Here is a 20497-nt window from a genome sequence, read left to right on the forward strand (position 1 = left end):
AACATGCAAATGAAAACTTTGTTTTCATTTCGTATATACATAAAAAATGCTTTGTCAATTCTGTAGGGAGGTATTTCCATGGTAGAGAAAATGAATGAAGAAGTTATGGATTCAAAAGAATTACAAGTTGGTGACGTTGTTACAGGTTCTGTAACGAAGGTTGAAGAGAAACAAGTGCTTGTAAATGTTGGATACAAAACAGATGGCGTAATTCCAATTAGTGAATTAGCTAACGTTCATATTGAAAAAGCAAGCGATGTTGTAGAATTAGATCAAACACTAGAGTTGAAAATTATTAAATTAGAAGAAGATGATCTTGTCTTATCTAAACGTGCTGTTGATGCAGAAAAAGCATGGGTAGAACTACAAGAGAAATTTACTTCTGGTCATGTATTTGATGTTACTGTAAAAGATATTGTGAATGGCGGATTAGTTGTGGACCTTGGTGTTCGCGGTTTTATTCCAGCTTCACTTGTAGAAGTACATTATGTAGAAGACTTTACTGACTATAAAGGTAAAACATTAGCGGTGAAAATTGTTGAATTAGACCGTGAAAAAAATCGTGTAATCCTTTCACATAAAGCGGTAGTAGAATTAGAACTAGATTCTAAGAAAAAAGAAGCAATTTCTTCATTAAAAGAAGGGGACGTTGTTGAAGGAACAGTACAACGATTAACTGACTTTGGCGCATTCGTTAATGTTGGTGGAGTGGACGGTTTAGTTCACATTTCACAAATTTCACACGAACGTGTAGAGCAACCTTCTGAAGTGTTAGAGCAAGGTCAAAAGGTTAAGGTAAAGGTGTTATCTGTTGATGCTGATACACAACGTATTTCTTTATCAATTAAAGCAGCTCAACCAGGACCTTGGGAAAACGTTGCTGGCGAAATAAAAGCTGGAGATATTCGTGAGGGAGTAGTAAAACGCCTTGTTACATTTGGTGCATTCGTTGAGATTTTACCGGGCATTGAAGGACTTGTACACGTATCTCAAATTGCAAATCGTCACGTGAAAAATCCGAATGAAGTATTGGAAATGGGACAAGAAGTAAAAGTGAAAGTACTTGAAGTTCACGTAGCAGAGAAACGTATTTCTTTAAGTATAAAAGAAGCGCTTGAGGAAAATAATGTAACTGAAGATTATAGTCAGTATGAGCCAAATGCTGATTCTGCTACTTTCCAATTAAGTGATATTATTGGTGAACAACTGAAAAAATTAAAGAAATAATGAGGGGTACAAGTGGTAAGGGCAAAACGTAAATTAGATCATATTGAATACGCTCTTTCTACTGGTCAGTCTCGTACGCATGGCTTTCATGATATTGATTTTGTGCATCAAAGCTTGCCAAATTCAAATTATGACACAATAACATGTGAAACAAAAATCGGCGAACTTTCACTAAGTTCGCCGATTTTTATCAATGCGATGACTGGTGGTGGAGGAGAGAAAACGTTACATATTAATGAGCAATTAGCATATGTAGCGAAACATCATAACCTTGCTATGGCTGTAGGTTCGCAAATGGCGGCGTTAAAAGATGAAAGTGAAGCTGCTTCTTATAAGGTGATCAGAAAGGTAAATCCAAATGGTATTTTCTTTGCTAATTTAGGTAGTGAGGCAACTATCGAACAGGCAGAGCGTGCCGTTGATATGATTGAAGCGAATGCATTGCAAATTCATTTAAATGTCATACAAGAGTTAACGATGCCAGAAGGAGACCGTGATTTTACTGGAGTACTTCAGCGCATTGAGAAAATTGTTTTAAATAGTAAAGTTCCTATCATTGTAAAAGAAGTTGGATTTGGGATGAGTAAGGAAACAGTGCAGCAGTTAGCGAACGTAGGTGTAACAGCAATTGATATTGGTGGGCAAGGTGGTACGAATTTTGCTGCTGTTGAAAATGAAAGAAGACAGCGAATGCTTTCTTATTTTAATAACTGGGGCATACAAACAGCAACCTCGATTATTGAAGCAACCTCTACAAATAATAACCTCTCTTTTATTGCATCTGGGGGCATACAAACAGCGCTTGACGTAGCGAAAGCGATCGCATTAGGGGCGAATACAACTGCGTTTGCTGGTTACTTTTTACGTATTTTAATGCAAGATGGTATCGAGAAGTTAGTGGATGAAATTGAGCTTCTACATACAGATTTGAAATTTATAATGACAGCTCTTGGTGCGAAGACGATAGAAGAGTTGCAATCTGTACCTCTTGTTGTAAAGGGTGAAACATATCATTGGTTAATGCAGCGTGGTATTGATACTGCGCATTATAGTAGGAGATAAAGTTATTTAATATCAACCGGAGAATTATTTATATCCGGTTGATATTAAATTAATATGAATTGCGTATAGAATTTTTAAATTTGTATATAAATATATAAAAATATTCATATAGAGAGGCTATTCTTTAGTGAATTTATTGCTGTAATATAGAAAGGCAGTATTAGAAAGGAGCAAATGTTTTGAGGGATATAGCATTTTTTATGGACAAATTTCGAATTCATTTATTAGAAAAAGGTGAAGAAAATAAAAAAACATCAGATTTGATAGCGATTTTATATATAATATATTTTATTAGTATATTAATGTTGGTTCCTATGTTGTTAAAAAAAGTCGGTATAATAGAATTATCAAATTACTTTGTTGAATTGTTTGATATACTTAAAGGGGTTTTACGTGGGGATATTAGCTACGAAACGCAAAATAAATTAATCATGATGACAGATAAGTTAATGAAATTTACGAATGAATATATAAGCGATTTTAGTCTGTACATAAAATGGACAATTATCGTGTTTATTTTTATGTTAATTAGTCAAGTGATAAGAGTGGTATTTAAATCTATAAAAGTTCGATTGATTGTACAAAGTGTGTTGTCTTTTGTATATTTGATAATGCTTGAAGAAAATATGATTTTTGCATTAATAATTGGGCTAGTAATTCTTTTTTGGATGACACGATATATAAGTGTAGGAAGTTTAAAATATGTTAATTTTTTTATGTATTTAAGTGGTGCAATTCGCATTTATCATTTAAATAAAGCAGAAGAAAAGGCGAGGGTTATCAAGAGTCGGTTTAGCTATTGGTTAGTAATTTTAATTAGCTTTTTTGTCGTGACTTATTGTACGAAAATGATTTTTTGGGGTATATCTCTTAAGATGAATGCCTTGATTGGTCTCTCTTTATTTTTGTTAATATGGATGAATTCGAGTTCTAATAAAGTAATAGAACTAGTTAGAAAATTAGTAGTTTATGTATTGTTTATACCTATTGTAATATTAGCTAATGATGTGTTTAATAGTTCTGATGTAGTTAAAACGTTATCTATCTTTATAACTGTCTTTTTTTCATTAGAGCGAATTATCGGGATTGGCAAGGAAATCAAAAAACAAGTTGAAGAATATGATATTAACTATATTTTTAATTTTTATGAGATGAAGGACTATAGGGCCATCCAAAATGTAGATATTTTGAATGAATTAGATTTGGAAATAGAGGAAGAAGAGTTAGTAAAGCAGGTATTATGTTATATGGCTATTGATAAAAATATAGCAAAAAAATTAATAGAATTTTATTTGAAGAATTTTTATAAATACGAGGCGCTAGTACTTTACTGTCAGTACCAATTAAAGATTGAGAAATATAATGAGAGGGAAATTGGAAAAACACAATTGCGTGATTTGTTAAGCGTTATGCAGAGGGTACAAAAAGCGAATAGTAAAGAGCAAAATATTATTAAAATGGAAAACGCAGCGAAAGAATTAGCTGATTTGTATTTTCAATTAGGGGAAAATGAATTGGAAATTATAAACCTTTTATCTGGGTATGTTATGCTATCTGACTATTATAAGTTTATATTGGTAAACTCGTATATCAAAGTTGATAATATTGTAAAGGCCGAGGAAGTATTTTGTACAATTAATGATAAAGATACTTATTCGTTAGAGATATAATATTAATTTAAATAGGTATCGAGATAATCGCTATTCTCAGATATATTTGTAAATTATAGTCTAAACCAATAGGTATAGTGACGATTGATGCCACGTCAAGTAATCGAATCTATAATGCGAACACAAAAGAATTGTATTATGAGTAGAAATTATGAAGAAATATGTAAAAGACGGTTTCGTACAATATCGAAACCGTCTTTTTGTATTAATTAGTGCTGGTTTTGTTTTCGAGCCTGTTCTGGTGTATCAAGTCCAGTTGCACCTGGATATTGTAGTGATTGATCACGATCGGATTCAACGCGGCGTGATTCTCGTAGTTTTCGTTCTTGGCGATCTTTACCCATAATGAATAACACCTCCTTGTTAAAAGTGTTGCTGTTATAAGAAAAAACTATGCGTAAATAAAGTGGATTAACTTTCATAAAAAGTTCCCATAATGGAAAACATAGGAGGTGAAGTTGATGGATGGAAGTACTTTTTATTTTGTAGCTTGGATAGGGTGGATCATTGTAACCTTTTTTATGAAAAAGGACCTTATTCGGTGGAAGTTAGGCGCTTGTATACTGATTTTTATAATTTGCTCTCCGTTACATGTAACGATCGCCTCATTCGTGGTATCAGTAAATGCTCTTTTACTTTGTATTATTTCTTTTATAGGGATCACGCTATATTCTGTCTGGAAAAAATTATATAGCTTACTTTCGGCGCTTATTATTGCAATGTTATATACAAGTTTTCATCTGTTAGAAATATATGATCCGATTTGGATTGTGGTGGATAGAGTGTTTCTGCTAAGTAGTGCTCTTGTGTATGCATCGGTGTTATTGCATGGAGATCGCATATTACGATTATGTTCTCTATATGTAGGGATGTTACAAGGAGAGCTGCTAGTGACATTTATTTTTAGGAAATTGAATTTTCCATATGATTACGGTAGTTTAGCATTTTTTGATATCGTCGCCATTTCTACATTATTCATGGCAATATTGTTTTGGATTGCAAAAGCATCAGTATACATGGAACGGTTTAAGAGAAAAACACGTAAAAGAAAGGCGAGGGTAATACATGACTGAATATACACCAGCCATTTTATGCGGCGTAATAGCGGGGACAGTTACAAGGGTGCTAATGCTTCGGACAGATACGCGGCAATATCCGACGAGGCTACATGGGAAAATTATTCATATTGCAATGGGGTTAATTGCAGCTGCTTTAGGAGCGATTGCAATCCCGTCTATTTTGAAAAAAGATTTTTCTGCCATTACATTTCTTACATTAGCAGCGACACAATTTCGTGATGTACGTAATATGGAAAGAAATACGCTTCAACAATTAGATGGGTATGAGCTCGTACCGCGTGGAAATACATACATTGAAGGAATTGCATTGGTTTTTGAAAGTCGCAACTATTTGGCAATGTTAACGTCGTTTGTGACGACGTTTGCATATATAGGGTTTCGTTCGTGGATTGCTGGAGTAATTATGGCGATCATCGCATTTTTTATTGCGAAAAAATTAATGTCTGGCAGAAGGTTACATGATCTTGTTGATATCGAGCATGTTCCGCTTCGGTTTGAAGGAGCGGGGCTATATATTGATAATATTTACATTATGAATATTGGATTGCCAGCAAGACAAGAAGAAATTATGAAATATGGTATGGGTTTTATTTTAAAGCCGAAATCAATTGATGCGATGGTTACAATCTCAAATTTAGGGCAACGACAAGCTATTTTACACGATGTTTCAGTAGCGTTAGGGATTTATAGAGATTCTGGTACACCAGCGCTTGTACCGTTAGCAAAGCGTGATTTAGAGGATGGCAGGGTTGGGATTTTTGTCCTGCCGCAAGATCAAGATGCAGAGAAAGCGATAGGTGTCATAGGAAATGTACCAACGTTAGAAAGTGCTGTCCATATGTCATCGGAAGCCCCGAAAGGAAGGGGAGATAAGAGATGATGTTAGAAAGTGTTATTCTGGCAGTTATAACAACGACTCCAGAAAAATTTGCAGGTGGTGCTCCTTTATTCGTTTGCGAATCGACAGAGGAACTAGAATTTGTTGCAAATAATTTAGAGGCAATTTTAGATGGTATTGCACATCGCTTACAAGAGAATGTATATATTATTGTGAAACATTAGCAACGTGTGTTATAATGTGAGGTGTTTTGATACGTTGAGAAATATTCTGGAATGCAAATCCCTTCTTGCACAAAGAAGGGTTTTTTACATAATAAACAGAAGCAAGTTGAAAGGATGAAAGTATATGCCGAAACCAGTAATAGCGATAGTAGGTCGCCCGAACGTAGGGAAATCTACTATTTTCAATAGAATTGTTGGAGAAAGAGTTTCAATCGTAGAAGATATTCCAGGTGTAACGCGCGATCGTATTTATAGCGCTGGAGAATGGTTAAATCATGAATTTAACATTATTGATACGGGCGGAATTGATATTGGAGACGAGCCGTTTTTGACACAAATTCGTCAACAAGCTGAAGTAGCAATTGATGAAGCGGATGTTATCATTTTTATGACAAACGGTCGTGACGGTGTAACAGCAGCTGATGAAGAAGTTGCAAAAATTTTATATCGTTCAAATAAACCGGTTGTACTTGCAGTAAATAAAGTGGACAATCCGGAAATGCGCAGTGACATTTATGACTTTTATGCATTAGGATTTGGCGAACCATTCCCAATTTCAGGTACACACGGATTAGGGTTAGGTGACTTACTAGACGAAGCTGCACAACATTTTCCAAAGATTGAAGAAGATGGATATGATGAAGACACAATTCGTTTCTCTTTAATTGGACGTCCAAACGTAGGAAAATCATCACTTGTAAATGCTCTTCTTGGTCAAGAGCGTGTAATTGTTAGTAATGTAGCAGGAACAACTCGTGATGCTGTCGATACACCATATAGTAAAGATGGAAAAGATTATGTAATTATTGATACAGCTGGTATGCGTAAAAAAGGAAAAGTGTATGAAAGTACAGAAAAATATAGTGTACTTCGTGCGCTAAGAGCGATTGAACGTTCTGACGTTGTTTTAGTCGTTTTAGATGGTGAAGAAGGAATTATTGAGCAAGATAAAAAAATCGCTGGATATGCTCATGATTCAGGGCGAGCTGTTGTTATCGTTGTAAATAAATGGGATGCAGTGAAAAAAGACGAAAAAACAATGAAAGCATTTGAAGAAAATATCCGTGCTCATTTCCAATTCTTAGAATACGCACCAATTGTTTTCTTATCTGCAAAAACAAGAAAACGTACACAAACATTAATACCGGTTATCGATGAGGTAAATGAAAGTCATAGTATCCGTATTCAAACGAACGTATTAAACGATGTAATTATGGATGCGGTAGCGATGAATCCGACGCCAACTCATAATGGTAGCCGTCTGAAAATTTTCTATGCAACACAAGTTGCGGTAAAACCACCGACATTTGTTGTGTTTGTAAACGATCCAGAATTATTGCACTTCTCATATGAGCGTTTCTTAAAGAATCGCTTACGTGAATCATTTGGCTTCGTAGGAACGCCGATTCACATTATCGCTAGAGCAAGAGACTAATGGAGAGGATGTGATTTTATGACAAAAATCACAGTAGTAGGAGCAGGTAGCTGGGGAACAGCGTTAGCGATGGTATTAGCTGACAATGGACATGATGTACGTATTTGGGGAAATCGCCCAGAACTTATGGATGAAATTAATACGAAACATGAGAATAGTCGATATCTCCCAGGCATTACATTGCCAAGCACGATCGTAGCCTACTCTTCTTTAGAAGAAGCATTAGTAGATGTAAATACAGTACTGTTAGTAGTACCAACGAAAGCGTACAGAGATGTATTACAAGAGATGAAAGAAATTGTTACTGAACCAATTACTTGGATTCATGCGAGCAAAGGAATTGAACCTGGTACGTCAAAACGTATTTCGGAAGTGATTGAGGAAGAAATTCCAGAGCACTTAATTAAAGATGTTGTTGTACTGTCTGGACCGAGTCATGCTGAAGAAGTCGGTTTACGACAAGCGACAACAGTTACGTCTGCAGCAAAGCGTATGGAAGCGGCTGAGGAAGTACAAGATTTATTTATGAATAGTTATTTCCGTGTATACACAAATCCAGATATCGTTGGAGTTGAACTTGGTGGTGCGTTAAAAAATATTATCGCATTAGCTGCTGGTATAACTGATGGTCTTGGATTAGGTGATAATGCAAAGGCGGCATTGATGACACGTGGTTTAACAGAGATTGCTCGTTTAGGAAGAAAAATGGGCGGGAATCCGTTAACGTTTGCTGGTCTAACTGGTATGGGAGACTTAATTGTAACTTGTACAAGTGTTCATAGCCGAAATTGGCGTGCTGGAAATATGCTTGGAAAAGGACACTCTTTAGAAGAAGTGTTAGAAAGCATGGGTATGGTGGTGGAAGGTGTAAGAACAACGAAAGCTGCTCATGAATTGGCAGAGAAAATGGAAGTTGAAATGCCGATTACAGCTGCTTTATATGACGTGCTGTTCAATGGGAATAACGTAAAAGATGCGGTAGGCTCATTGATGGGACGTGTTCGAAAACATGAAGTGGAAGCTATACCTGATTTACTGTAAAGAAAAGCGACAGAAGTACATTTGTACTTCTGTCGCTTTTTTTATTTTTTGGGTCTTTTCACCATTTTTTCATTTTTGCATAGGATGAAGAGTAACTTGAGGAGAGGGTGAAAAGAATGGATAATAACATTTTTAATAATATTGAGAAGGAAGCGAAAGTAAATAAAGAGGATATTTTTAAATTAGCATCATCTGTGCAAAATGCGAATTTACGTGATGAAACTGTACTTCGTCAATTAATTCATCAAGTGGCTCTTATGGCGGGACGTGAAGTGCCGAAAGAGCAAGAGGATCAAATTGTAAAAGCGATTATTAATAATAATATGCCAACAGATTTTGGCTCGTTAAGCAAAATGTTTAAAAAATAAATTATGAGAAACAAAGAGTTTGTAGATTGCATATGATAGCCATGAAAGAATGGGAATAGAGCTGTTTTTGGGCATATTTGGTCAACCGAAGCGAGAGATACAATCGCTTCGGTTTTATTTTTGCTTAGATTGGTGAGAAATGCTGGAAAACCTATTGATTAAAGTTATATATTCGCAATTTGTAGTAAAATGTTCTTTTTGTATTTGTTTAAAGATTTTAATTTGTTAAAATAGTATAAAAATAGATTAATAAAAAGGGGTGTGTATATGTCAGAAGGGCTTATGAAAATGTGGTTAGCTTTAGGGGCAATTGGATTTATGTTTTTTGCAGTAAGTTTTATTTTATTAAGTAGACATAAAATAAAGAATAAATTTTTGAAAGGGATTACAGCGTTAGTAGCGTACACCCTTATGATTGTGTCAGGAATTGTTATTTTTCTTGTTGTATTTAGTGGACCTGTACAGCAGTAAATGGAATGGTCTCGAAAATACTACATACAGAGCAAATTAGATTAGTATGAAAAGGTGATGCTAGTGAAAAAATTACATATTATTTTAATATTTTGTTGTATGAGCCTTTTAACGGGGTGTCTGTATCCGAAAGAAAATATGAAGCAAAATGCGGTTCCTTATGAAGATCAGCTACAGGTTGTTCAAAAAGCTGTTGTGACATTTAAGGAGCAAAATGATGGGATATTGCCAATTAAGACGAGGGATATGAGTACACCTATTTATCAAAAGTATCCGATCGATTTTCAACAGATTGCCCCGCGTTACATACAAGAAGCGCCAGGGAATGCGTATGAAAGTGGAGGAGTATATCAATACGTATTAATAGACGTTGAAACAAATCCAACAGTAAAGTTAATTGATGTTAGGATGGCTGAACAAATTCAGGAACTATCTTTAAAGCTTAGGATATACCGTGATGAACATCAATATCCACCTTTTAAAAAAGTAATTTCAGATGGTGTATATGAATTGGATTTCAAAAAACTAGGATATAAAGATGTGCCACAAGTGACAAGCCCATATTCTGGTAAAGGACTTCCTTTTGTAATTAATGAAAAAGGAGAAGTTTTTGTTGATTATAGAATCGACTTATATGACGCTTTGAAAAAAAATGAAGGGCAGTTTACGGAGGGAGAAGATATTCGAAATATACTTTCGAAAGGTTCCCCGTTTGTACCAGCTTATTCTTTACCGTACACAGTAAAGGATGGAGAACCAATTTTTTTAAAATGATAAGTCATGAACCTTTCTTTTAGTGAATAAGTTCTAGAAGAAAGGTTTTTTATGTTATACAACTTACGATGCAAACAAAAGATATTTTTTAATAGTCATATGAAATTGGACAAAATTATATGATATATTGTCCGAACTTCTAGAATACCATTATATTATATCAGATATTATAGGCAACGTTAGAGAAGGTATTAGTTGACTATAAACGCGGAATTATTCCCAAAAATTTTGAGGGAGGGAATCACTTGGAAAAGGTAGATATTTTTAAAGATATTGCAGAACGAACAGGCGGTGATATTTATTTTGGAGTTGTAGGAGCTGTTCGAACAGGGAAATCAACATTCATTAAAAAATTTATGGAACTTGTAGTTATTCCAAATATTGAGAATGAGTCTGACCGTCAAAGAGCGCAGGATGAATTGCCTCAAAGTGCTGCTGGTCGTACAATTATGACGACGGAACCGAAGTTTGTTCCAAACCAAGCGGTTTCTATCGAAGTAGATGAAGGACTTGAAGTGAATATTCGATTAGTAGATTGTGTTGGATATACGGTTCCTGGAGCGAAGGGCTATGAAGATGAGAATGGCCCGCGCATGATTAATACCCCTTGGTATGAAGAACCTATTCCATTCCATGAAGCTGCAGAAATCGGCACGCGTAAAGTAATTCAAGAACATTCAACAATTGGTGTTGTAATTACAACAGATGGAACAATTGGTGAAATTCCAAGAAGAGATTATATAGAGGCAGAAGAACGCGTTGTAAATGAGTTGAAAGAAGTAGGAAAACCTTTCATTATGATAATTAATACGGTACAGCCGTATCATCCAGATACAGAGCAATTACGCCAAAGTTTATCAGAAGAATATGATATCCCGGTTATTGCAATGAGTGTGGAGAGTTTAAGAGAAACAGATGTATATAATGTACTTCGTGAAGCGCTATTTGAATTCCCTGTATTAGAAGTGAATGTGAACCTTCCGAGCTGGGTAATGGTGCTAAATGAAGGGCATTGGTTGCGTCAAAGTTATCAAGAAGCAGTTCAAGAAACTGTGAAGGATATAAAACGTCTTCGTGATGTGGATCGCGTTGTTTGGCAGTTTAGTCAATATGAATTTATTGATCGAGCGAGCCTAGCTGGCATTGATATGGGGCAAGGTGTGGCGGAGATTGATTTATATGCGCCAGATGAATTATATGATCAGATTTTAAAAGAAGTAGTAGGAGTAGAAATTCGAGGGAAAGATCATTTATTAAAGCTTATGCTCGATTTATCTCATGCGAAAATAGAGTACGATCAAGTGGCGGATGCACTGCGTATGGTTAAGCAAACAGGATATGGTGTAGCAGCGCCTGCATTAGCGGATATGAGCTTAGATGAGCCAGAAATTATTCGTCACGGTTCAAGGTTTGGTGTGAAGTTAAAAGCGGTAGCGCCATCTATTCATATGATTAAAGTAGATGTAGAGTCAACGTTTGAGCCGATTATTGGTACTGAAAAGCAAAGTGAAGAATTAGTTCGTTATTTAATGCAAGATTTTGAAGATGACCCGTTATCAATTTGGAATTCTGATATATTTGGACGTTCACTTAGCTCGATTGTTCGAGAAGGAATTCAAGCGAAATTATCTTTAATGCCAGAAAATGCTAGATATAAATTAAAAGAAACGCTAGAAAGAATTATTAATGAAGGATCTGGCGGATTAATTGCGATTATACTATAAGAAAAAATCCCTCTCACTGTAGAGGGATTTTTTGTTTTTTTTTGATTATAAAATAGAAAAATAAACAGTCATTATCTAATACATTGTTGTAAATTGTCAAGTTTCATCAGATTTTCACATTTTCAGAGTAACAATTTCCTTAAAAATATTGAATTATAAAGGAGAATCGTATAATATAGGCGTTGATAATGATTTATCTACATCTTTGTAGTATAGAATTTGCAAAAATTGCCTACAAATGAAAGTAAGACTCATTTTATGATCATTATACAGTCTTATCTTTGGGAGGAGGTGAATGGCATGAACAAGACAGATTTAATCAATGCTGTTGCAGAAGCAAGTTCCCTTTCTAAAAAGGACGCAACAAAAGCAGTAGACGCTGTTTTTGATTCTATCTTAGAAGCTTTAAAACAAGGTGATAAAGTACAACTGATCGGATTCGGTAACTTCGAAGTTCGTGAGCGTGCGGCTCGTAAAGGTCGTAACCCACAAACAGGTGAGGAGATTGAAATCGCTGCAAGTAAAGTACCTGCATTCAAACCTGGTAAAGCGTTAAAAGATGCGGTTAAATAATCCTTACATATTAACAGGGAAGAAGAGTTTCCTTTTTGGGAACTCTTCTTTTTGCTTTTAAAAACATAAATATGCTAGAATGTGTTCGTATCACTTTTAGGTTTTCGGGAGGGCTAGCGGATGGCAAAAGTTAATTTAGAACAAATTGAACATGCAGTACGCCTTATTTTAGAGGCGATTGGGGATGACCCAAATCGTGAGGGAGTACTTGATACACCAAAGCGTGTTGCAAAAATGTACGCAGAAGTGTTCTCAGGTATGCATGAAGATCCGAAAGAGCATTTGCATAAAGTATTCGGAGAAGATCACGAAGAGCTTGTACTAGTAAAAGATATACCATTTTATTCGATGTGTGAGCATCATTTAGTTCCATTCTATGGAGTTGCTCACGTTGCATATATTCCGCAAGGTGGAAAGGTGACAGGGTTAAGTAAATTAGCTCGTACCGTAGATACAATTGCACGTCGCCCACAACTGCAAGAACGTATTACATCAACAGTAGCGAACTCTATTATGGAAGTACTAGAGCCTCATGGTGTAATGGTAGTAGTAGAAGCAGAACATATGTGTATGACGATGCGTGGTGTAAAAAAACCAGGTGCGAAAACAGTAACGACAGCAGTGCGTGGTGTGCTTGAAAATGATGCTGCAGCGCGCAGTGAAATTTTATCGTTTATTAAAACGAAGTAAAGAAAAGCGGGAAACTGCTTTTCTTTTTTTTTTTTTAGTAAATAAATGATATAGTTTTAACTAGACAGAGTGAGATTAGAAAGATTGCTTACATGAATGGTAGGTGTAGCCAAGTTTTGGTTATAGAAAATAGAGTGTATGTGTTATAATAAGTTTTATGAATTAGAAAACAAGGGTGATTTTTTGTGTGTGACATCTACGGAGGGTATGCGGGTATAAAAGAAAAATTGATGGAGAAATTACGCCATCCTTACTTTATAAACTATATTGAAGAACCATTTATTGATGAAGAAAAGATAGCATTGTTATATGGTGCTTTAAAGAGTGCAAACTTACATATAGAACAAATTGAGCATTACGTAGTAACAATTATGCTTGTACAAATTGCGCTTGATACGCATGAAAGGGTATCAAATAAAGCAGGCGAGGAAGAGATTGAATTCCATAAATGTCGTCAATTAACAGTACTTGCAGGCGATTACTATAGTGGACTATATTATTATTTATTGTCTATGAATCGTGATATTGTTTTAATTCGTGCACTTGCTGAAGGAATTAAAGAGATAAATGAACACAAAATTATGTTATACCAAAAAGCGCATGAAACGACGGATGACATAATGAAAAGCGTAGTAGCGATTGAATCTGCGCTCCTTCAAAAAACATGTGATCATTTTCATTTATCACATTGGAAGCCATTTATTACATACGTATTAGGTGGAAATCGCCTTCAAAAAGAAATTCAATTGTATGCTGATAAGCAACATTCACCTGTTTTTCAAGCTATGCAAGATGCTTTAGGGGATAAAGCAGAAGTAGTGATTAATGGTTGGATGAAGGAATTGAGAAAGAAAGAAAAACAATTTTTAGAAAATCACACAGACATAAATGAAATAAATTCTGTGTTAAGGAATAAATAGAAGACATAAGCAATTTTACATTGGAAGAAGGTACGAGCATGCAACAATCAAAAGAAGAAAGAGTACATGACGTATTTGAAAAGATTTCTGATAAATACGATGTGATGAATTCTGTAATTAGTTTTCAAAGACATAAAGCGTGGCGTAAAGAAACGATGCGAATTATGGATGTACAACCAGGTAGTCAAGCGCTTGATGTATGCTGTGGAACCGCAGATTGGACAATTGCGCTAGCTGGAGCCGTAGGTGAACAAGGAAAGGTTGTTGGCTTAGATTTCAGTGAAAATATGTTATCTGTCGGTAAGCAAAAGGTAGAGGCGTTACAATTAAAACAAGTAGAACTTCTACATGGGAATGCAATGGAACTTCCGTTTGAAGATAATACGTTTGATTATGTGACGATTGGGTTTGGTTTACGTAACGTACCGGATTATATGCACGTATTAAAAGAAATGACACGTGTAGTAAAACCAGGTGGAAAAGTAATCTGTTTAGAAACATCTCAACCAACAATGATTGGTTTTCGACAAGGGTATATTTTATACTTTAAATATATCATGCCGTTATTTGGAAAGATGTTTGCGAAAAGTTATAAAGAATATTCATGGCTTCAAGAATCTGCTAGTACGTTCCCAGGGATGAAAGAATTGGCTCAAATGTTTGAGCAAGCTGGACTTGAACGTGTGCAAGTGAAACCATTTACTTTCGGGGTAGCAGCGATGCATTTAGGTATTAAACCAGAATCAAAATAGAAAAAAGAAGTTTTAGGTTAAGGTGAACAATATGAAGTTACAACTTATGTACTCTTTTTTACGATCGGATATTAATGTGATAGAAAAAGAATTAAAAAAGACAGTCGCTTCTGAACAGCCATTAGTAGAAGAGGCAGCATTACAGCTTATTGAAGCTGGTGGGAAACGAATTCGTCCTGTATTTGTGTTGCTTGCAGGGAAATTTGGAGATTATAAGTTAGATGCGATTAAGCATGTTGCTGTTGCGTTAGAACTTATTCATATGGCTTCTCTTGTTCACGATGATGTTATTGATGCTGCATTTTTACGACGCGGCAGTGCGACTGTGAATGCGAAATGGGGAGATCGTATTGCGATGTATACAGGGGACTATCTGTTCGCTAAGTCTCTTGAATGTATAACAAATATCGAAATTCCAGAGGCGCATCAAGCGTTATCACATACTATTTTAGAAGTCTGTAAAGGTGAAATTGAACAAATTAAAGATAAATACAATTATGACCAAAATTTAAGAACGTATTTAAGAAGAATAAAGCGAAAAACAGCATTATTAATTGCCGCGAGTTGTCAATTGGGAGCGATTGCTGCTGGTGCTAATCGTGATACGGTAAATCGTCTATTTTGGTATGGGTATTTTGTAGGGATGTCTTATCAAATTATTGATGACATTTTAGACTTCGTTTCCACAGAAGAGAAACTTGGAAAACCTGCTGGCGGAGATTTACTACAAGGGAATATTACACTTCCTGCTTTATATGCGATGGAAGATCCAGTACTTCGTCAGAAAATCACATCTGTACATGAAAATTCAACAGCAAGTGAAATGCAAGAAATTATTGATGCTGTAAAAAATAGTACAGCAATTAATCAAGCATTTGCGTTTAGTGAACGTTATTTACATAAAGCTTTAGAAATAATAAAACCACTTCCACGTGGAAAAGCAAAGTACGCATTACAAAATGTTGCAAAGTATATTGGAAAACGAAAATTTTAATGTTTATTCTAAAAAATAAAATAATCTCTCTATTTCAAAACTATTGCACAATTGTGATAAGGGTGATAATATGTGTGTGGGGATATACAATTACATACATAATTCAGAAGTGGAGAGATTTTTTATGGAAAAAACATTTCTAATGGTAAAACCAGACGGTGTACAACGTGCCTTCATTGGGGAAATTGTAGCTCGTTTTGAGAAAAAAGGCTTTCAATTAGTTGGTGCAAAATTAATGCAAGTCACTCCGGAAATTGCTGGACAACACTACGCTGAGCATAAGGAAAAACCTTTCTTTGGTGAGTTAGTAGACTTTATTACATCTGGACCTGTGTTCGCAATGGTATGGCAAGGTGAAGGTGTAGTAGATACAGCGCGTAACATGATGGGGAAAACAAGACCACATGAAGCAGCTCCTGGAACAATTCGTGGAGATTTCGGTGTAACTGTTGCGAAAAACATTATCCATGGTTCTGATTCTTTAGAAAGCGCAGAGCGCGAGATTGCTATTTTCTTTAAAGAAGAAGAATTAGTTGACTACTCAAAATTAATGAATGAATGGATTTACTAATTATTTTGAAATAATTTGTAAACGCTTTAATCACTGTGATAATAGTAAAAAGTGCAAGGAGAATAGGGGTATTCTTCTTGCACTTTTTTTATTTTCAGTTAGTTACGAAGTTTGAGCTGTTATGATATGTTGATATTTAAATTAGGCCTATCGGAAATATAGAATAAGAAAATGGTCGATTTATGATATAATTTCTTTAATATTTTTAGAATGATAAAAGTTAATATAGTGAGATAAATACATATACGAAAAGAGGAATAACGTATGCGATATATTACAGCTGGTGAATCTCATGGTCCACAACTTACAACGATTATAGAAGGTGTTCCGGCAGGATTGTCTTTAGTAGCAGATGATATAAACGAAGAGTTAGCTAGAAGGCAAAAGGGATATGGGCGCGGTAGACGCATGCAAATTGAAACGGATCAAGTGCAAATTTTAAGTGGTGTTAGACATGGAGAAACATTAGGTTCCCCTATTGCACTTGTTGTTGAAAATCGTGATTTTGCACACTGGACAAAAATTATGGGGGCGGAGCCTTTAACTGAGCAAGAAGAAAAAGAGATGAAAAGGAAAGTGACAAAACCAAGGCCTGGGCATGCTGATTTAAATGGTGCGATTAAATATGGTCATAGAGATATGAGGAATGTACTGGAACGTTCGTCAGCGCGCGAAACGACGGTGCGTGTTGCTGCTGGTGCGGTTGCTAAAAAGGTGTTAGCAGAACTTGGTATTAAAGTGGCGGGCCATGTAATTGAAATTGGCGGTGTACAAGCTAAGGAGATTACGTATAGTTCAATTGAAGAATTAAAGAGTATTACAGAAGCATCTCCTGTACGTTGCTTAGATGAAGAAGCTGGTAACCAAATGATGAAAGCGATTGATGATGCGAAAGCAAATGGTGATTCAATTGGTGGAATCGTTGAAGTAATTGTGGAAGGGATGCCAATTGGAGTAGGTAGCTACGTGCATTATGATCGAAAACTGGATGCGAAATTAGCAGCTGCAATTATGAGTATTAATGCTTTTAAAGGTGTCGAGATTGGAATTGGTTTTGAAGCAGCGCATAGACCAGGAAGTGAAGTTCATGATGAAATTCTGTGGGATGAGGAGCATGGATATACACGAAGAACAAATAATGCAGGTGGACTAGAAGGCGGTATGACGACTGGAATGCCGATTGTTGTGCGCGGTGTGATGAAACCGATACCTACACTTTATAAACCTCTTCAAAGTGTAGATATTGATACGAAAGAGCCTTTTACAGCGAGCATTGAACGTTCAGATAGTTGTGCAGTGCCAGCAGCTAGTGTCGTTGCAGAAGCGGTTGTGGCTTGGGAATTAGCGACAGCTTTAATAGAACAATTCGGATTAGATCGTATGGAACTAATTCGTGAAAATATTGAGAAACATAATGAATATGCGAGGGGATTTTAATGGGAAACATACATATTCAAACGAAATCAAAAGAATATGATGTACATGTTGGTAAAGAAGCGTTGTCAAACTTAACAACGATCGTTCAAAATATGCAGCCAGCGGTATCTAACGTAATGATCATTTCAGATGAAGCTGTTGCATCACTACATTTACAGACAGTTATCGATGCATTACAAGTAGAGCAGCACGTGTTTTCGTTTGTTGTACCAAGTGGCGAAAAAGAGAAGTCTTTCGAAAATTTCTATGCGGCTCATACGTCGGCTCTTGAAAATAAATTAGATAGAAATTCTTTAATTCTTGCACTTGGAGGCGGAATGATTGGAGATTTAGCTGGTTTTGTTGCTGCATCGTTTATGCGTGGTATTCGCTTTGTGCAGGTTCCGACAACTTTATTAGCGCACGATAGCGCAGTGGGTGGGAAAGTAGCGATTAACCATCCGTTAGGTAAAAATATGATTGGTGCATTCCATCAGCCAGAAGCAGTTGTATATCATACACCGTTTTTACAGTCTCTTCCTGAAAAAGAGTGGCGTTCAGGTTATGCAGAGGTGATAAAGCATGCTCTTATCGGTGATGTGGAGCTATACCATTGGTTAAAAGAAGAAGTGCAAACATTAGCGGATCTTCATGATGAGAAGTTAATCCATATATTAACGAAGGCGATTCCTGTAAAGGCAAATGTTGTGTCACAAGATGAAACAGAGAAGGGTGTACGTGCTCATTTGAACTTTGGACATACGTTAGGACATGCTCTTGAAAAAGAGCTAGGGTATGGAAATATTACTCACGGTGACGGTGTAGCGGTTGGAATGTTATTCGCCATATTTTTAAGTGAGCAAGTGTACAAGGTTGATCTTGCTTATGAAGATATGAAGCAGTGGTTCTTGAAATACGGCTATCCAAAAATGCCAAGAGATTTGAATGTAGAGCGCCTCGTTCAATTGATGAAACAAGATAAGAAAGCAAATGCAGGAGCAATTCATATGGTGCTTATGCAGGAATATGGGGTAGTGAATGTCGTATCTATTTCAGATGAGACTGTTCATATTGCGTTAGAGGCATTTCAAAAAGATATGGTTTAAAATGATAGCGAAGTGCTGTGAAGTGCTCATTTAGAGGTATTCTCGTAATAGTGACGGTTATGACAAAAGATTACAGTAAGGGGCTATAACCGTATTGTAATCAAATTGAATGAAATGACTGGGGGAAGAAAAATGAGAGTGAAAGAGCAATTGTTAACTTTGAGAGCGTATGTGCCTGGGAAAAACATTGAAGAAGTAAAAAGAGAATATGGTTTATCAAAAATTGTGAAATTAGCATCCAACGAAAATCCATTCGGTTGTTCAGCACGTGTGACAGAAGCATTAACTTCTTTAGCGAGCCAATATGCCCTTTATCCAGATGGATATGCCTTTGAACTTCGGACAAAAGTAGCGAAACATTTAGGTGTAAAAGCAGAACAACTACTATTTGGTAGTGGATTAGATGAAGTCATTCAAATGATTAGCCGAGCGTTATTACATGAAGGAACAAACGTTGTAATGGCGAATCCTACGTTTTCACAATATCATCACCATGCTGTTATTGAAGGAGCAGAAGTTCGTGAAGTATCACTTAAAGATGGTATTCACGATTTAGATGCAATGCTAGAGCAAGTAGATGAGAAAACGAAAATTGTATGGATTTGTAATCCGAATAATCCAACAGGTACATATGTTGAGAAACAAAAATTACTTTCATTTTTAGAATCAGTTCCTAAGTCGGCTCTCGTTATTATGGACGAAGCATATTATGAATACGCGGAAGCAGAAGACTATCCGCAAACATTACCACTTCTTGAAAAGTATGAAAATCTTATGGTTTTACGCACGTTTTCAAAAGCATATGGTTTAGCTGCTTTTCGTATCGGATATGCGATTGGGGATGCGAAGTTAATCGGACAGCTAGAAGTAGCTAGGTTACCATTCAATACATCAACTGTAGCCCAATCTGTAGCACTCGCTGCATTAGAAGATCAAGCCTTTTTACAAGATTGTGTGCAAAAGAATGCTGAAGGTTTAAATCAGTATTATGCATTTTGTAAAGAATATAACGTATTCTATTATCCATCTCAAACAAATTTCATTTTCTTAAAACTTGGTATACCGGGTAATGAAGCTTTCGAACGATTAATGAAAAAAGGATATATCGTTCGTTCTGGTGCTGCATTTGGTATCGATGATGGTATTCGTATTACTGTCGGTTTGAAGGAAGAAAATGATGAAATTATAGAGTTGCTGAAAGAGCTTGTAAATGAGCAAGTACAGAAAGAAGAAACATATTCTTAAGAGATTGTGAAGGCTCCTAGTATAGGAGCCTTTTTTATCGCATTCAAAATAAAGGTTGAAGACTGCTAATTAAGTTATTCTGTAAACCACGGTTTGTATGGCTTGATAATTAGTGAGAGAAGTTATTTGCACGGTCATAAAAGAAAGCGGTACAATAGAAGATGATGATAAGGTATCGGTGTCATATCCGAACCTTTTGAACAATTAACTACTCTGTAAGAAGAAGTATAAGAAGAAGCATGCTCATTCTAAAGGTTGCGTTCTAACAGTGAGTTGCTTATGATAAATGAACAGAAGAGAATATTTTTTAGAATTAA

The 20497-nt window shown here is 35.8% G+C and carries 22 protein-coding genes; 21 read left to right on the plus strand and 1 reads right to left on the minus strand.

Annotated features, from left to right (window positions below):
- Window positions 1-78: 78 nt before the first annotated feature.
- The 3 genes from rpsA (at window position 79) to HMPREF2590_RS16910 (ending at window position 3959) form a co-directional block, all read left to right on the plus strand.
- Window positions 79-1227, plus strand: coding sequence for a 30S ribosomal protein S1 (gene rpsA, locus HMPREF2590_RS16900; protein ID WP_050821739.1), 1149 nt, complete (start codon window positions 79-81; stop codon window positions 1225-1227).
- A gap of 12 nt (window positions 1228-1239) precedes the next feature.
- Entirely contained in the window at window positions 1240-2289 is a 1050-nt protein-coding gene (locus HMPREF2590_RS16905; protein ID WP_000251037.1) for a type 2 isopentenyl-diphosphate Delta-isomerase, read from the plus strand.
- A 200-nt stretch (window positions 2290-2489) separates the two neighbouring features.
- Window positions 2490-3959, plus strand: coding sequence for a hypothetical protein (locus HMPREF2590_RS16910; RefSeq protein WP_141763545.1), 1470 nt, complete (start codon window positions 2490-2492; stop codon window positions 3957-3959).
- Between the two features lie 209 nt (window positions 3960-4168).
- Here HMPREF2590_RS16910 and HMPREF2590_RS30020 read toward each other — a convergent pair whose 3' ends face one another.
- A complete protein-coding gene (locus HMPREF2590_RS30020) occupies window positions 4169-4303 on the minus strand; it encodes a YpzI family protein (RefSeq protein WP_000513900.1) in 135 nt (44 codons plus the stop codon).
- Between the two features lie 117 nt (window positions 4304-4420).
- Between HMPREF2590_RS30020 and HMPREF2590_RS16920 the strand changes: the two genes are divergently transcribed.
- The 18 genes from HMPREF2590_RS16920 (at window position 4421) to hisC (ending at window position 20180) form a co-directional block, all read left to right on the plus strand.
- Window positions 4421-5032 (plus strand): YphA family membrane protein, encoded by a 612-nt coding sequence (locus HMPREF2590_RS16920; RefSeq protein ID WP_000349095.1) that lies wholly within the window; start codon window positions 4421-4423, stop codon window positions 5030-5032.
- Complete coding sequence (locus HMPREF2590_RS16925; protein WP_000141601.1) at window positions 5025-5918, plus strand: YIEGIA family protein; 894 nt, start codon at window positions 5025-5027, stop codon at window positions 5916-5918. Before HMPREF2590_RS16920 ends, HMPREF2590_RS16925 begins: the two co-directional genes overlap by 8 nt.
- A complete protein-coding gene (locus tag HMPREF2590_RS16930) occupies window positions 5915-6100 on the plus strand; it encodes a capping complex subunit for YIEGIA (RefSeq protein ID WP_000979059.1) in 186 nt (61 codons plus the stop codon). Before HMPREF2590_RS16925 ends, HMPREF2590_RS16930 begins: the two co-directional genes overlap by 4 nt.
- Before the next feature lie 124 nt (window positions 6101-6224).
- On the plus strand, window positions 6225-7535 hold the full coding sequence (der, locus tag HMPREF2590_RS16935; protein ID WP_001125893.1) for a ribosome biogenesis GTPase Der: 1311 nt from the start codon (window positions 6225-6227) through the stop codon (window positions 7533-7535).
- 18 nt (window positions 7536-7553) lie between these two features.
- Complete coding sequence (locus HMPREF2590_RS16940; protein WP_000161763.1) at window positions 7554-8576, plus strand: NAD(P)H-dependent glycerol-3-phosphate dehydrogenase; 1023 nt, start codon at window positions 7554-7556, stop codon at window positions 8574-8576.
- A gap of 116 nt (window positions 8577-8692) precedes the next feature.
- The gene (locus tag HMPREF2590_RS16945) at window positions 8693-8944 is read left to right on the plus strand and encodes a stage VI sporulation protein F (RefSeq protein WP_000369754.1); all 252 of its coding nucleotides are present in this window, start codon (window positions 8693-8695) and stop codon (window positions 8942-8944) included.
- Window positions 8945-9211: 267 nt separating this feature from the next.
- On the plus strand, window positions 9212-9415 hold the full coding sequence (locus tag HMPREF2590_RS16950; RefSeq protein WP_001289004.1) for a DUF2768 domain-containing protein: 204 nt from the start codon (window positions 9212-9214) through the stop codon (window positions 9413-9415).
- A gap of 63 nt (window positions 9416-9478) precedes the next feature.
- Window positions 9479-10189, plus strand: coding sequence for a hypothetical protein (locus tag HMPREF2590_RS16955; protein WP_000733111.1), 711 nt, complete (start codon window positions 9479-9481; stop codon window positions 10187-10189).
- A 245-nt stretch (window positions 10190-10434) separates the two neighbouring features.
- Window positions 10435-11913, plus strand: coding sequence for a stage IV sporulation protein A (spoIVA, locus tag HMPREF2590_RS16960; protein ID WP_000416519.1), 1479 nt, complete (start codon window positions 10435-10437; stop codon window positions 11911-11913).
- A 300-nt stretch (window positions 11914-12213) separates the two neighbouring features.
- Window positions 12214-12486, plus strand: coding sequence for an HU family DNA-binding protein (locus HMPREF2590_RS16965; protein WP_001043860.1), 273 nt, complete (start codon window positions 12214-12216; stop codon window positions 12484-12486).
- A gap of 120 nt (window positions 12487-12606) precedes the next feature.
- Window positions 12607-13176 carry a GTP cyclohydrolase I FolE gene (gene folE, locus HMPREF2590_RS16970; protein WP_001151482.1) on the plus strand — a complete coding sequence of 190 codons (570 nt, stop codon included), beginning with the start codon at window positions 12607-12609 and terminating at the stop codon, window positions 13174-13176.
- 185 nt (window positions 13177-13361) lie between these two features.
- On the plus strand, window positions 13362-14096 hold the full coding sequence (locus HMPREF2590_RS16975) for a heptaprenyl diphosphate synthase component 1 (RefSeq protein ID WP_000332850.1): 735 nt from the start codon (window positions 13362-13364) through the stop codon (window positions 14094-14096).
- A gap of 38 nt (window positions 14097-14134) precedes the next feature.
- A complete protein-coding gene (gene menG, locus HMPREF2590_RS16980; RefSeq protein WP_001187674.1) occupies window positions 14135-14848 on the plus strand; it encodes a 2-heptaprenyl-1,4-naphthoquinone methyltransferase in 714 nt (237 codons plus the stop codon).
- Window positions 14849-14879: 31 nt separating this feature from the next.
- Window positions 14880-15842 (plus strand): heptaprenyl diphosphate synthase component II, encoded by a 963-nt coding sequence (hepT, locus tag HMPREF2590_RS16985; RefSeq protein ID WP_050821741.1) that lies wholly within the window; start codon window positions 14880-14882, stop codon window positions 15840-15842.
- 124 nt (window positions 15843-15966) lie between these two features.
- Window positions 15967-16413: a nucleoside-diphosphate kinase gene (gene ndk, locus HMPREF2590_RS16990; RefSeq protein ID WP_000415883.1), complete on the plus strand. Its 447-nt coding sequence runs from the start codon at window positions 15967-15969 to the stop codon at window positions 16411-16413.
- A 264-nt stretch (window positions 16414-16677) separates the two neighbouring features.
- Complete coding sequence (gene aroC, locus HMPREF2590_RS16995) at window positions 16678-17850, plus strand: chorismate synthase (protein WP_001269386.1); 1173 nt, start codon at window positions 16678-16680, stop codon at window positions 17848-17850.
- A complete protein-coding gene (gene aroB, locus HMPREF2590_RS17000; RefSeq protein WP_000526812.1) occupies window positions 17850-18935 on the plus strand; it encodes a 3-dehydroquinate synthase in 1086 nt (361 codons plus the stop codon). The genes aroC and aroB overlap by 1 nt, the downstream gene beginning before the upstream one ends.
- A 132-nt stretch (window positions 18936-19067) precedes the next feature.
- Window positions 19068-20180: a histidinol-phosphate transaminase gene (gene hisC / locus HMPREF2590_RS17005; protein WP_025967073.1), complete on the plus strand. Its 1113-nt coding sequence runs from the start codon at window positions 19068-19070 to the stop codon at window positions 20178-20180.
- Window positions 20181-20497 lie beyond the last annotated feature (317 nt).

The organism is Bacillus sp. HMSC036E02 (assembly GCF_001836235.1).
Taxonomy (GTDB): domain Bacteria; phylum Bacillota; class Bacilli; order Bacillales; family Bacillaceae_G; genus Bacillus_A; species Bacillus_A cereus.